Origin of the sequence: Jeotgalicoccus psychrophilus DSM 19085, assembly GCF_000425845.1 — a bacterium.
In the GTDB taxonomy this organism is placed as follows: Bacteria; Bacillota; Bacilli; order Staphylococcales; family Salinicoccaceae; genus Jeotgalicoccus; species Jeotgalicoccus psychrophilus.
Window position 1 is genome coordinate 102054 of the sequence record NZ_AUEF01000007.1, and the last position, 13410, is coordinate 115463.

The following is a 13410-nucleotide window of genomic DNA, read 5'->3' on the forward strand; positions in this document are numbered from 1 at the left end:
GAGGGCGAAACTAATGAATGTATTAGTAATTGGCGGCGGCGGACGGGAGCATGCTCTCGTTAAAACGCTGAGCCGGTCAAAACATACAAAAAATATTCATGCAGTACCCGGCAACAGCAGCATGACAAAATATGCAGCTGTGCACAGCGGTATTCAGGATTCTGATATTGAATACATCGTTGAGCTTACAAAACAGGAAAATATCAGCTGGGCGGTTGTCGGACCGGAAGCACCGCTTAACGCAGGTGTCGCCGATGCCCTTGAAGCGGCCGGAGTGAAAGTATTTGGTCCGAGAAAGCTGGAAGCACAGCTAGAATCATCCAAAGCCTTTGCAAAAGATATTATGTTGAAATATGGCATTCCGACTGCTGAATATCAGGCATTCACGAATTTAATCGATGCATCGGACTACGTGAAAGAACAGGGCGCACCGATAGTAATTAAAAAAGACGGGCTTGCTGCAGGTAAAGGTGTTGCGGTTGCAATGACTGAAACTGAAGCACTTGATGCTCTTAAAGAAATGTTTGCGGAAGGTGAAAATAACCCAGTCGTAATTGAAGAATTCCTTGAAGGTGAGGAGTTCAGCTTAATGGTGCTTGTTAACGGTGAATATACATTGCCGTTCGATATTGTGGCACAGGATCATAAACGTGCTTTTGACGGAGATACGGGGCCAAACACCGGCGGCATGGGGGCATATGCGCCTGTTACGCATATCGGAGAAGATGTTATAGAAGAAGCAATCAATAATATTGTTAAACCGATGGCGACTGCAATGGTTAGAGAAGGCTTAGATTATTTTGGTGTTATGTATCTCGGTGCGATTATTACTAAAGACGGCGTTAAAACAATTGAGTTTAATGCGCGCTTTGGTGACCCGGAAGCCCAGGTACTGTTAGGACTCCTTGAATCGGATTTTATCGATGTACTGGAAGCGGTCAGAAAAAAAGAACCCTATAAACTCGAGTTCAGCACTGACTCTATGCTCGGTGTGATTTTAGCAAGTAACGGCTATCCTCAAGCTTATGAAAAAGGCGCGTCAGTTATTATTCCTCAAAAACTTGAGGATGCTGTGTTCAACAGCGGGCTTAAGCATGTTCAGGATGACCGTTATGAAACTGCCGGCGGCAGAGTGATGCTCGTGACCGGACGAGGCAGTACGCTTGAAGAAGCAAAGCAGATAGCGTACAAAAACACTGAGCAGATTGAATTTAATAATGAGTCGTTATTTTATCGTAATGATATCGGAGAACGAGGCGTGTAAACAGGTGATTATTTCATCTGTTTTTTTATTACAAAAAATGGGTGTAGCGGAATGTTTTAATTCATAGTATAATAATATGGATTTTAAAAATTGGAGGAACAATAATGAAAAAATTATTAATGCTGTTCATGACAGTATTTATTTTGATGCTCGCAGCATGTACGAGCGACAGCAATGTTGAAGAAGAAGTTTCTGATTCAGAGGGTGAATCAGCGGGAGGGGAAGCAATTGACTTCAGTATTATGTCATTGCCGAACTCACTTGATCCGCATGCAGCAAACGACGGATATTCACTTTATGTGATGACGAATATTTACGAAACACTTGTAAAACTTAACCAGGACCTTGAATTAGAGCCCGGTCTTGCTGAAAGCTACGAACAGATTTCAGATACTTCATGGGAATTTAAACTCCGTGAAGGAATTAAATTCCATGACGGCAGCGACTTCAATGCAGAAGTTGTAAAAGCCAACCTTGACCGCGTACGCGACGAAGAAGTTGCATCACCGCTGTCATTCCTGTTTACGGAAATCTCTGACGTAGAAATTATTGACGACTATACGGTTCAAATACATACAAATGAACCATTTGCAGCACTCCCTGCTCACTTGGCACATCCGGGTGGCCACATGATCAGTAAAGAAGTTATCGATGCGGATTACGCTCAAATGGAAGAAGGCGGCAACCCGCTGACTGAAGTTAACCGCACACCAATTGGTACGGGATTCTTTAAATTTGAAGATATTGCTGAAGGTGAACAAATCACATTAGTACGTAATGAAGAATATTGGGGAGAAGCGGCAAAGCCTGAATCAATCGTCTTCAGAGCCGTACCGGAAGACCAGTCACGTATTGCAGAATTAACTTCAGGTACCGCAGATATTATTTATCCGATGGACCCGAACGACGTTGCACAAGTAGATGCTAACGAAGGCAGCGAAGTACAGCAGCGCCCAAGTGCGAATATGACGTACTTGGGATTCAACACAGAAAAAGAACCATTCAACGATGAAAATGTAAGATTAGCTATCGCATCAGCAATTGATAAAAATGCGATTATCGAAAACATTTTAGTTGGTATTCATGAAAAAGCAGAAACACCGTTAAACCCGACAGTATACGGCTACAGTGAAGATCTTGAGCCAATTGAGTATGATCTTGAGCAGGCTAAAGAATACATGGCAGCAAGCGACCATCCTGAAGGGTTTAGTGCAGAAGTCGTCCTGAACTCAAGAACACACCAGGACGTTGCAACTTATATGCAGGAAGTGCTGTCTGAAATTGGTGTAGACCTTGAAATTTCACTGATGGAAGCCGGCGCATACCAGGAATATACAGCGAACGGCGATCATGAAATGTTCATGGGTGGCTGGGGAACTGTAACACTTGATGCGGACTACGGCTTATATCCGATGTTCCACTCAGACAACATTGGTGCACCAGGAAACAGAACGAGATATTCGAATCCTGAAGTCGATGAATTACTCGATAACGCACGTGTAGAAATGGACGAGGAAACACGTCTGCAGATGTATGAAGATGCACAGCAGATTATCATTGATGAACAGCCGTTAATTCCGGTATTCCATACGAAATTATTAACGGGGATCAACTCTGACTTAGACGGTTACTACCAGTATCCGAGCAGTTTCCCTTACCTTAAAGATTTAGAGTAGAATAAAGAAAAATCCTTCGGCTGAAATGAGCCGAAGGATTTTTTAATGTAAATCGATCTTGAAATGCACACCTGTTTCAGCAGGTATAACTGTAAATGAGCCGTTATGGAATTCAATAGCATCCTTAATTACAGAAAATCCAATGCCGTGATTCTTACTGCTATTTTTAGATGTAATCCCATGTTTCATAAAGTTCTCTGCAGAATAGTTATCCATACCGACACCATTGTCTTTGTATTGTATGCAGATATTGTTTTCTTCATCTGACAGATGAATATTTATATCTGGATTAGTCTTATTATGATCGAGACTATTTTCTATAAGATTAATAAACATTCTCTCGATATACAGTTTATTGCCGTAATAGTGATCAGCATCCAGTTCATTTATGACGTTAATTTTATCGTATCCGACCGTATTTATTACGGCTTGAAGAACAATCGTCAGCGAAAATATATCCTTATCAATTTCCATCTGAGAAGTTTCTAATTTAAAGTTGCTGTTTATACTATCGATTAAATTCTCCATATATTTTGCTTTGTCAGAAATCAGCAATATATATTTTTCCTGATCGTCAGGAAAATAAGGCAGGACTTTAGTATATCCGTATATCGAAGTGAGCGGTGACTTTAAATCGTGTGACAGTTGGCTCAGCCACTTATCTCTGTAGTAATCAATCTGATTGCGATACAGTTTATCAGCTAGCAGCTGCGTGTTTAATTTATCTACGGCCTCATCGAGGTCTTTATACATTTTTTGAGACTTGCTGCGATTATGGTCAGAACTTGGTTTATAAAGCTGTCCTCCAGACAGCTGCGTCAGCCAGTCTGCATAGAAAAATAGAGGGCGGCTGATTTTTCGTGTAAGCATCACAGCCATAAAAATAGTCAAAATGATTAAGAGAAGCGGAATAGCAATAAATAAAATCCCGATTAATTTAAAAATAGCTATATCACCGTCGGTAAACTCATCAGTGTACGTATAGTCCTGCTGAGTCATGCTTTCGGTAAATTTCAGATTGCTATCTTCTATATAATGCTCATAGCTGTTGTAGTTATGCGTGTATAAACTGTCAATTAGCTGTGCGGTATTTATTTCGTCCGGGTTATTAATTTTAGGCATTTCACTATTATGTTTTTCGCTTATCATAATAAAATGCTCGTGCTTTTTATATGGCAGTGCAACTACACCGGATAAATTTTCAATAATATCATCTTTGATGTTGTGATTTATTTTCGGATATATTGGATCAGCATTATCATCAACGATAAATGCGGTATAGTCGCTCTTTTCAAGTTCTTCTTTAAAATTATCGCTGAAGGAGTAGCTGCCGTTATTTTCTTCAACAGCATAGATTAAATCATCAGCTTCCATCGTATCAGCAGATGGGGCAAACACATTTAGAGCATAGTACATAAATAAACCGAGCCCTGTTATCACTACTAAAAAACTAAGTGCAAGAAAAACAGAAATATATTTTATGAATATTAAAGTAAACCGTCTATTCATAAATACTGCCCCTGAAAATGTAGCCCTGTCCTCTGACTGTTTTAATGAGTTCAGGCTTATTCGGATTAATTTCTATTTTCTTCCTCAAGGTTCTTATATGAACCATTAGTGTATTATCATCTGCAGCTGTGTCGTAACCCCACACATTTGCGTACAGCTGCTCCTTGGATAAAATCTGGTTGTTATTGGAAGAAAAACAGAGCAGTAAATCATATTCTCTGGCAGTCAAATTAACTAGCTTTTGATCTTTATAAACGTCTGCCGAAGCTCTGTCAATTCTCAGATGGCTGAATTTTAAAACTTGTGATGGTTTGATATGAACTTTAACGCGGTAAGCAAGTTCAATCGGATCAAACGGCTTTTTGATATAATCAATTGCACCATTTTCAAAACCTTTGTACACATCAAGGTCGCTATCTTTAGCAGTAACAATCAGGACTTTTGTGTAAGCTGTATTAATATATTTTAAAAGCTGATAGCCATTTTCGGATTTTAAATTTAAATCTAGCAGCACAACATGGAAATTATGGCTGAGCAGAAATTTTTTTGCTTCATCTATATTATCGGCAGTATGAATACAGCCGATATTTTGTGTGCTTAAACTCAGAACAATCAGTTCCTGAATATCCTTATCGTCTTCGACGACTAATATTTTCTCAGACATATACGACACCTCAATATTATTGTATGGAAAAAAATTATAAATGACTATAGAAGAGCGGCATATTTAAGGTAGATTTAAGAAATACTTAAAGTTGAATTAAGACAGCGATCATATAATAAAAGAGAGGTGGAAAAAATGGAGAGAATAGAGAGTGCAGATGCCGTGAGAGGTTTCAGTTTACTGGGAATATTTATGGCAAATTTGTTGATTTTTCAATTTGGTTTATCAGGTAAAGATCATGTGGAGTTTTATGAATTAAACAGAGTAAATGAATTTTTGTTTAAGGCAGTTAAAATAATCTTTGAAGGAAGTTTTCTGCCGATATTTGCGCTACTTTTTGGTTTCTCAATGGATAAACTGTTTCAGTCCATGAAGAATAAGGAAGTAAAATGGAAAAGAATCAAACTGCTGTGCCGTGCAGTAGGATTAATAGTACTGGGAATACTGCACAGTTACTTTATATGGGAAGGTGACATCCTGCTCGCTTATGGTATCGGGATGCTTATTTTCATTCCTTTTATAGGACTGCCGAAATGGTTCTTTAAAATTGTAACAATACTGCTTGTCTCAGGCCTGGTATCTATTACTGCATTATCATTTTTTGTGCCTACTGAAAACATTGAATCCGGAGTGACTTCAGAAGAAAGCCAGGAGTATATGTCAACGTTTTACGAGGTGCATAATAGTGGAAACTATTCAGAAATACTCGACGCAAGGCAGAACCTTGAAGATCCGTTCATAAATGAAATGATGGATCAAGGCAACGTTCTGATTTTAGTAATAGGAATATTAATGCCAGCAACACTATACGTAGTCGGCGTATATTTATCAAAATCGGGATGGTTCAATAAAAATGCAGATTCATTCTGGAGTTCAAAACTGTTTATCTATTTAATACCGGTCTGTATCATTTTAAAATCTTCTATATATTGGATAGATAATGAAGATATCGCTTACTCACTTAATTTTATGTTTGGTCTTGTACTATCATTTGGGCTAATGAGCTTAATAAAATATTTATATCAGCACTATACCAACAGCAAAGTTATGACTGGTTTGAAATCCATGGGCAAACTTTCGCTCACAATGTACATTATGCAGAGTATAATCGGAACTTCTATATTTTACGGCTATGGACTTGGTATATTTGGAACAGATACATTTGTATGGAGTGTCATAATCTTTATCGTATTTTATATTCTGCAAATGATACTCGCTGTCTGGTATTTAAAACACTTTACGTACGGTCCGCTGGAATATGCACTCAGAACCGTAACGTATATGAATTTTCGGAAAAAGAAGTGGGGGAAGGATATAAAAAATACCGAAGAATATGCTAAATAATGTCTGTAATCATATAAACCGAAGTGAACCTCCGACTCATTAGTCGGAGGTTCACTTTCTATTTGGGGGACTGACAGTTGCTCTCCAAGGAACATTTCACAGTTCTTCAGTCTTTTTTACATAAAAAGACAAAAAACAACCTTCAATACATAGAAATTTCACACTTTTTATACGATTTATGCTACTATTTATTTACTTATTACTTTATTCTCTAAGTAATATAAAAAGGATGATAATTTATGAAGACGTTACTATTAACTGGCTACGAACCATTTTTGAAATTTAAAACAAATCCGACACAGTCTGCCGTGGCAAGTATAGAAGGCAAAGTAATCGGAGATTATAAAATCATCGGCAGGGTTTATCCTGTAGCTTTTAAGGAAATTAATGCATTGATTGAACAGGATATTGAAACTGTTGAACCTGACGCGATTATTTCTTTAGGGCTGGCAAGCGGCATTTCAAGTATTCATCTTGAGCGTATTGCGATTAATACAATTGACGGACGTGAAGATAATACAGGTTTTAAACCTAATGGCGAGAAGATTCATGAGAATGGGGCAGATGGCTTATTTTCAACATTGCCGTTAAAGCATCTTGAGACAATATTACTGAATGAAAATATTCCTGTAAATATTTCAAACTCAGCTGGTACTTATTTATGCAACAATTTAATGTACAGCGAATTACATTATTTACAGCAGAAACAGCTGGATATTCCAGCAGGTTTTGTGCATGTACCGCCGAGTCATGAAATCGGTATTGCACAGCGTGTACCGAGCTGGTCACAAGAAGATATTACCCGGGCGGTTCATATTATTATTGAAAACCTGCAGTCAAATTAGGAGGACATTATGGAGTTAGTAAAAGTTAGCAATTACGAAGAAATGAGCAAGAAAGCATCGGATATTTTATTTGATGTTATTAAAGAAAATGAAAAACCGGTTATCGGTCTGGCAACGGGTTCAACACCTGAAGGGACTTATGAAGCACTGGTTAAAAAATTAAACAGCAGCGATGTTGATCAGAACAATATCACTACATTTAATCTCGATGAGTATGCAGGACTGGATAAACACCACGAACAGAGTTATTCATATTATATGCATGAGAATTTCTTTAACCATGTATCGATACCGGAAGAGAATATTCATTTATTAAATGGTAAAGCTGAAAACTCAGAGACTGAAGTGAAAGCTTATGAAGAAGCGATCGATGAGTCGGGACTGGATGTTCAGTTACTAGGTATCGGACGCAATGGTCATATTGCATTTAATGAACCAGGTACACCTTTTGATTCAGTAACGCATCTCGTTGACTTAACACCCGAAACTATTGAAGATAACTCACGTTTCTTTGATGAACTTGGCGATGTGCCATCTAAAGCATTTACTATGGGCTTAAACTCAATTATGAAAGCTGAAAAAATTGTCATTCTCGTTTACGGTGAAAATAAAAAAGAAGCGCTCGACGCACTGTTAAGCGGCGAAGTTACTGAAGACAATCCAGCTTCTGTTTTAAACAATCACAAGGACGTTACAATTATTGCAGATACTGCTGCGATTGGTGAATAAATTTAAATTATGAGATAATACTTCTAATACATATGTGTTAGGAGTATTTTTTATGAATGAATATAAACAGAAAATGATATATACAGGCGCGATGCTGGTAATATTTTTAATTATCGCGAACACGATGGTGGAAGTGAACTGGTTTCTGCAGGTAATCGCAGTAATTTTCGCAGGCTATTATATTCTTTACAGCGTAAAATCGCTAAGGGATGAACAGAAAGATAAAAATTAAAATAACGGCACTGAATTCTAAAATTAGATTTCAGTGCCGTTTTTATGCGTTTTCAGCTTTATTTATAATTTAAACTTCTTCTGCCGCTTCTTCAATCTGCTTTTTGATTCGCTGCGGAATCATCACAACTTCTGTTTTAAGATTTTTTGGACGGTAGGTGACATCGATACATTTGTGGAAAAATTCAAGGTGTTTAGTATCAATGCACTTCTCAGTTTCCGAATTGGAATCACCGTCATCTGCCTGAATAGAATACCAGTAAAGATAATCTCGATTCCCCATCGTGTCTCTCATGATTGTTTCTACAAACATTTTTTCGCCATCAAGTGTAAGAAGGGCATCGTTCATATGTTCATTCAGGAATTCCATCCATTGATCGACAAGTTCTTCTTTATCTTTTTTCACCCTAAATCGTGTTAACTCTACTTGCATATTCAGGACTCCTTTGTTTTTCGTCTACATCATGATACAACATTAAAATGGTTTGTCAATGACTATTTAAAATCTTTTTTGAATGTAAAATAAGAGCATATTTTAAAATTAAATAGAAATTTATTTTTAAATATTTTACTGCACAAAAATACATTTTTTAAATAAAAAAACCCCTTCAATTTTAAGGTGAAGGGGATGATTATGAACAGCTTATTTTCTTATTCTTTTAAGATTTTTAATAATACCGCTCTCTGTCGACAGTACACTTCTCTTATAGACGAAGCCTGCGAGCAAGAGAGTAATAATAATTGTTGCAGTCATAATCGCGATACCGATCAGCATCGGTGTATGACCTGTATCGTTAACGAGCAGGCGCAGCGGCATAACGAATGGTGTGAAGAATGGGAAGTAACTTGTAATCGTCACTGCAATATTATCTGCAAATGACATTCCGCCGAGCGCGATAAAGTACCCGATCATGCTGAGGAATGTTACCGGCATAAGTCCCTGCTGCAGATCTTCCATCCGGTTAATAAATGAACCGAGCATCGCTGCAACAGACAGATAAAGAATTAATCCGAGAATGACATAGATAATACAGTAAATGACTATTTTCAATGTCTGGTCATTAGTCTCGAGGCCGAACTGCTCGAGCAGGGCAGTCGTATCAGAAAAATAAAATGCGATCAGACCGCCTGCGGTAATTAAGCCAACTTGTATAACACTGACAGAAATCATGGCGAACACTTTTGCCATTAAATGCTGCGTCGGACGAATGCTCGATACAATCATTTCTATCACACGTGAAGATTTCTCATTCGCAATTTCCGTCGCAATCTGACTTGCATAGTTCAGAATAATAATGAACATCAGAATTACCGAGAAGTAGAAAATAATCATATTTAATACATTAGTATCATCGGCACCGGCTGCTTCAAACTCTCCTGAATCATCGCCCGCAGCTACTAAGAATTCAACTGGAACCTCCTCGTACACCTGTGCAATTTCTTCTTGACTCAGTTCGAGCGACTGCAGCACATAGGCGCGGTTTGTCTCGTTTAAGGCAAGCTGTATGTTCTGCTCCTGGGATGTTGAAATCTCTTCATCCATACGCATTTCAGCTTCGAGCGGCTCGGTATTCACAACTTCAAGCGTTGCATTGCCGTCTGCTTCGACGAGTTCAATCGTTTCATCATAAGACTGCAGTGTCGGTTCGAAGACTGACAGGAAAGACTCATCGGCGTCAACCTGAAGCATCAGCGCGTCATCTTCAGAATCGAACAGGCCGATAATTTTATCGAGGTTAAACGCGATAAACATTCCTGCAATAATAATCAGTGTTGTAACTAAAAATGATTTGGCTTTTAATTTCGAGAAAAAAGTGAGATTAAATGTCGTCATAAATTTATTCATAATCACGACCTACTTTCGCGATAAAGATATCATTTAACGATGGCTCATTGACTTGGAATCGTTTAAAGTAGCCGATATCAGTAATACGGTTATAAATATCTTCCGCATATTTTTCTTCGGCAATTTTAATGACTGATTTATTTCTTATCTGTTTCATTTCAAGAACTCCCGGCATATCTTTAACGAACGAAATATCATGTTCACCTTCGATAATTATTTCTTTTTGGCCGAAGTCTTTTTTAATCTGGTCGATATTGCCGCTGACTATCTGTTTGCCGCGGTCGAGTATGCATAATTCTTCGCATAGCTCTTCAACATGTTCCATACGGTGGGTACTGAAAATAATAGTGGAGCCCTGGGCATTCAACTCTTTTACCGCATCTTTCAGCATTTCAACATTAATGGGATCGAGTCCGCTGAACGGCTCATCGAGAATGATCAGCTCGGGGTTATGTATTATAGAAGCGATCAGCTGGATTTTCTGCTGGTTCCCTTTAGACAGTTTTTCAATTTTTTTAAATTTGTTTTCGGTTACTTTAAAACGTTCAAGCCAGTAATCCAGTGCTTTATTAGCTTCTTTTTTTGACATTCCTTTTAACTCGGCTAAATAAAGGACTTGTTCTGATACTTTTAATTTTGGGTGCAGTCCGCGTTCTTCGGGCAAGTAGCCGATTTTATTCGTCATATGATATCCGATAGTCTCATTATTATATAAAATGGTGCCTGACGTCGGTGTGAGCAGTTTTAAAATCATACGGAACGTTGTCGTCTTCCCGGCACCGTTACCGCCGAGAAAACCGTACATGCTTCCTGCCGGCACATTGATGTTAATTGAATCCACAGCTGTTTGTTCTCCGAATACTTTTGTAATATTCGTAATTTCCAGAGTCATAATATTCCCCCTTAACTTTGTTAAATTAAGTTTACCATAATGCTTAAACAGACAAAAATCGTTATAATGTAAGTTGGGTTTATGAGAGGGGCGGAAATTTGAATAATAATGAAGAAAAAGCATCATTCAAAAAGTTTATTAATTTAATAAAAAGTACCAATGTGAAAAAAGGGTTATTCTATACAGGTGTTCTGCTGACGCTGATAGGCACCATCGGTTCGTTAATCGTTCCGCTTCTGACACAGATGTTTATCGACGGCTTCAATACTGACCTGATTACAGCACCTCTTGTCGTTTTAATTATCGGTGTATTTTTAGGGAGCGCAGTCATCGACGGCATATCGTACTACATGCTCGCTAAAATAGGGCAGACCGTCGTCCGGAGTTTACGCGAAATGGTCTGGGAGAAGTTCCTTAAACTGCCGGTGAGCTATTTCGATAAAACTAAAAGCGGTGAGTCAGTCAGCCGTGTCGTTAACGATACGAGCATTATTCAGAATCTGATTACGAGTCATTTTCCGCAATTAATCAGCGGGATTTTAAGTGTTGCGGGCTCGGTCATTATCTTGTTTTTCCTCGACTGGAAACTGACGTTAATCATGTTCGTCTCACTGCCAATTTCGATTGCGGTTATTATGCCGCTCGGCAGCCGTATGCAGAAAATATCGAAAAAGCTCCAGGATGAGACAGCTGTTTTTACCGGCTCTATACAGGAAACATTGAGTGAAATTCGGTTAATGAAATCATTTAATGCAGAAAGCTACGAACAGGAAAAAGGCAGCCGTGGTATTAACCAGCTGTATAAATACGGTATGAAAGAAGCGGTCATTAACGCATTGCTGTCACCGATTATGTATACGATTATGATGTTTGTGATTATACTCGTTATCGGCTACGGCGGACTCAGAGTGGCTGACGGCACAATGACTATCGGTACACTTGTTGCTTTCTTACTGTATTTATTCCAGATTATTATGCCGATGACCATGTTTGCGATGTTCTTTACAGAGTATAATAAAGCACTTGGTGCAACGGGAAGAATTATCGGCATACTGGATATGGAAGATGAAAAACCCGGGAATATGGACAGTGCGGAATTATCATATAAGACGCTTCGCTTCAATGATGTGTCTTTTGGATATGACGATACTCCTGTGCTTGAAAACATTTCGTTTGCCGCGAATAACAATCAAAAAATTGCATTTGTCGGTCCAAGCGGCAGCGGGAAATCTACAGTATTTTCTCTGATTGAACGTTATTATTCTGTATGGAATGGTGAAATTACAGTAGATAATATTAATATCGAAGACATTCCGCTCGGGGACTACCGAAGCGGTATCGGCTATGTTGCACAGGAAAGTGCAATCGTGTCCGGAACAATCAGGGAAAATATTACGTACGGACTGAAGACCGGTCAATATAATGACGAAGATATAGACCGGGCGGTGAAACAGTCTTACACGAGCGAGTTTATTAACGAGCTGCCTGCAGGACTGGAGACGGAAGTCGGCGAACGCGGTGTGAAACTGTCCGGCGGACAGCGTCAGCGTATCGGTATTGCCCGTGCATTTTTACGCAATCCGAAAATTCTAATGCTGGATGAGGCAACTGCAAGCCTCGACTCACAGTCGGAAAAATATGTCGGGGAAGCATTGAATGAACTGATGGCCGGCAGAACTGTACTCGTTATCGCACATCGTTTGTCGACGATTGTGAATTCGGATAAAATATACTTTATCGACAGCGGACACCTGACAGGTGAGGGCACGCATGAAGAACTAATAGCATCTCACGAGATGTATAAAGCATTTACAGAACAGCAATTTGGAGAAGATTAGAGGCAGTATATTTTATGGGTATTTTATTTGAAGCATTTCAGCCGGTGATTCCGATATTTGTAATGATTTTTATGCTGATTACAGTCGTTACGCTGATGATTAATATAAAACACGGATATCATCTGGATTCCATTTCTAAAAAGATTAAATATTTATCGGTCATCGGTTTGACGATGAGTCTGGTCGGTATCTCCCTCGTGACGCTGATGCCGACTTCAAATGACAGTGATATCGTCCAGCTGACACCTTTTGAAAGCATTAAAGATTTGTGGTATTTTGCGACGACAGAGGCACTGATTAACAGTGTGCTGATGAATATTGTTCTGTTTATTCCCGCAGCGTTCTTTCTGTATATTATTATTAGGAAAGAACTGCTCACGACAATTTTATGTATGCTGCTGTCGGTGTTTATCGAAACAACACAGTATCTTCTGCCGATTGGCAGAATTACGAGCATCGATGATATTATTTTAAATTCCATTGGCGGAATTGCCGGAGTTATACTCGGTGTTATATTTTTAAAGTTTAAAGATGTTTATTATGTGCTCTTTGGTGGTAAGTAGTAAAGAACA

Annotated in this window: 13 protein-coding genes; 8 read left to right on the forward strand and 5 right to left on the reverse strand. The window is 38.7% G+C overall.

From position 1 onward, the window contains the following. Nucleotides 1–13: 13 nt before the first annotated feature. Together purD and H625_RS0103300 are read left to right on the forward strand one after the other, a co-directional pair. Nucleotides 14–1264 carry a phosphoribosylamine--glycine ligase gene (gene purD, locus H625_RS0103295; RefSeq protein ID WP_026858641.1) on the forward strand — a complete coding sequence of 417 codons (1251 nt, stop codon included), beginning with the start codon at nt 14–16 and terminating at the stop codon, nt 1262–1264. Nucleotides 1265–1368: 104 nt separating this feature from the next. Further along, complete coding sequence (locus H625_RS0103300; RefSeq protein WP_026858642.1) at nt 1369–2940, forward strand: glutathione ABC transporter substrate-binding protein; 1572 nt, start codon at nt 1369–1371, stop codon at nt 2938–2940. Nucleotides 2941–2982: 42 nt separating this feature from the next. On the opposite strand, the gene H625_RS0103305 is transcribed toward H625_RS0103300, so the two are convergent. Beyond that, entirely contained in the window at nt 2983–4449 is a 1467-nt protein-coding gene (locus H625_RS0103305) for a sensor histidine kinase (RefSeq protein WP_026858643.1), read from the reverse strand. Beyond that, on the reverse strand, nt 4442–5113 hold the full coding sequence (locus H625_RS0103310; RefSeq protein WP_026858644.1) for a response regulator transcription factor: 672 nt from the start codon (nt 5111–5113) through the stop codon (nt 4442–4444). The genes H625_RS0103305 and H625_RS0103310 overlap by 8 nt, the downstream gene beginning before the upstream one ends. A gap of 135 nt (nt 5114–5248) precedes the next feature. Between H625_RS0103310 and H625_RS12465 the strand changes: the two genes are divergently transcribed. The 4 genes from H625_RS12465 to H625_RS0103330 all read left to right on the forward strand — a co-directional run bounded on the left by H625_RS12465 (nt 5249) and on the right by H625_RS0103330 (nt 8263). Further along, nucleotides 5249–6457, forward strand: coding sequence for a DUF418 domain-containing protein (locus H625_RS12465; protein ID WP_035785087.1), 1209 nt, complete (start codon nt 5249–5251; stop codon nt 6455–6457). Nucleotides 6458–6696: 239 nt separating this feature from the next. After that, complete coding sequence (locus tag H625_RS0103320) at nt 6697–7302, forward strand: pyroglutamyl-peptidase I (protein WP_026858645.1); 606 nt, start codon at nt 6697–6699, stop codon at nt 7300–7302. Between the two features lie 9 nt (nt 7303–7311). Continuing rightward, nucleotides 7312–8031: a glucosamine-6-phosphate deaminase gene (gene nagB / locus H625_RS0103325; RefSeq protein ID WP_026858646.1), complete on the forward strand. Its 720-nt coding sequence runs from the start codon at nt 7312–7314 to the stop codon at nt 8029–8031. A gap of 52 nt (nt 8032–8083) precedes the next feature. Beyond that, nucleotides 8084–8263: a hypothetical protein gene (locus H625_RS0103330; RefSeq protein WP_026858647.1), complete on the forward strand. Its 180-nt coding sequence runs from the start codon at nt 8084–8086 to the stop codon at nt 8261–8263. A gap of 69 nt (nt 8264–8332) precedes the next feature. Here H625_RS0103330 and H625_RS0103335 read toward each other — a convergent pair whose 3' ends face one another. The 3 genes from H625_RS0103335 to H625_RS0103345 form a co-directional block, all read right to left on the reverse strand. Then, nucleotides 8333–8695: a DUF6176 family protein gene (locus tag H625_RS0103335; RefSeq protein WP_026858648.1), complete on the reverse strand. Its 363-nt coding sequence runs from the start codon at nt 8693–8695 to the stop codon at nt 8333–8335. Nucleotides 8696–8905: 210 nt separating this feature from the next. After that, the gene (locus H625_RS0103340; protein WP_026858649.1) at nt 8906–10108 is read right to left on the reverse strand and encodes an ABC transporter permease; all 1203 of its coding nucleotides are present in this window, start codon (nt 10106–10108) and stop codon (nt 8906–8908) included. Continuing rightward, nucleotides 10101–11000, reverse strand: coding sequence for an ABC transporter ATP-binding protein (locus H625_RS0103345; protein WP_026858650.1), 900 nt, complete (start codon nt 10998–11000; stop codon nt 10101–10103). Before H625_RS0103345 ends, H625_RS0103340 begins: the two co-directional genes overlap by 8 nt. A gap of 98 nt (nt 11001–11098) precedes the next feature. Between H625_RS0103345 and H625_RS0103350 the strand changes: the two genes are divergently transcribed. Continuing rightward, nucleotides 11099–12838: an ABC transporter ATP-binding protein gene (locus H625_RS0103350; protein ID WP_026858651.1), complete on the forward strand. Its 1740-nt coding sequence runs from the start codon at nt 11099–11101 to the stop codon at nt 12836–12838. Nucleotides 12839–12852: 14 nt separating this feature from the next. Then, nucleotides 12853–13401: a VanZ family protein gene (locus H625_RS0103355; protein WP_026858652.1), complete on the forward strand. Its 549-nt coding sequence runs from the start codon at nt 12853–12855 to the stop codon at nt 13399–13401. The last annotated feature ends 9 nt before the right edge of the window (nt 13402–13410 follow it).

Excerpts from the sequence above, each read along its gene's own strand:
- H625_RS0103345 (WP_026858650.1), bottom strand. The coding sequence starts at position 11,000 with ATGACTCTGGAAATTACGAATATTACAAAAGTATTCGGAGAACAAACA.
- H625_RS0103305 (WP_026858643.1), bottom strand. The coding sequence starts at position 4,449 with ATGAATAGACGGTTTACTTTAATATTCATAAAATATATTTCTGTTTTT.
- nagB (WP_026858646.1), top strand. The coding sequence starts at position 7,312 with ATGGAGTTAGTAAAAGTTAGCAATTACGAAGAAATGAGCAAGAAAGCA.
- H625_RS12465 (WP_035785087.1), top strand. The coding sequence starts at position 5,249 with ATGGAGAGAATAGAGAGTGCAGATGCCGTGAGAGGTTTCAGTTTACTG.
- purD (WP_026858641.1), top strand. The coding sequence starts at position 14 with ATGAATGTATTAGTAATTGGCGGCGGCGGACGGGAGCATGCTCTCGTT.
- H625_RS0103300 (WP_026858642.1), top strand. The coding sequence starts at position 1,369 with ATGAAAAAATTATTAATGCTGTTCATGACAGTATTTATTTTGATGCTC.
- H625_RS0103310 (WP_026858644.1), bottom strand. The coding sequence starts at position 5,113 with ATGTCTGAGAAAATATTAGTCGTCGAAGACGATAAGGATATTCAGGAA.
- H625_RS0103320 (WP_026858645.1), top strand. The coding sequence starts at position 6,697 with ATGAAGACGTTACTATTAACTGGCTACGAACCATTTTTGAAATTTAAA.
- H625_RS0103355 (WP_026858652.1), top strand. The coding sequence starts at position 12,853 with ATGGGTATTTTATTTGAAGCATTTCAGCCGGTGATTCCGATATTTGTA.
- H625_RS0103335 (WP_026858648.1), bottom strand. The coding sequence starts at position 8,695 with ATGCAAGTAGAGTTAACACGATTTAGGGTGAAAAAAGATAAAGAAGAA.
- H625_RS0103340 (WP_026858649.1), bottom strand. The coding sequence starts at position 10,108 with ATGAATAAATTTATGACGACATTTAATCTCACTTTTTTCTCGAAATTA.
- H625_RS0103330 (WP_026858647.1), top strand. The coding sequence starts at position 8,084 with ATGAATGAATATAAACAGAAAATGATATATACAGGCGCGATGCTGGTA.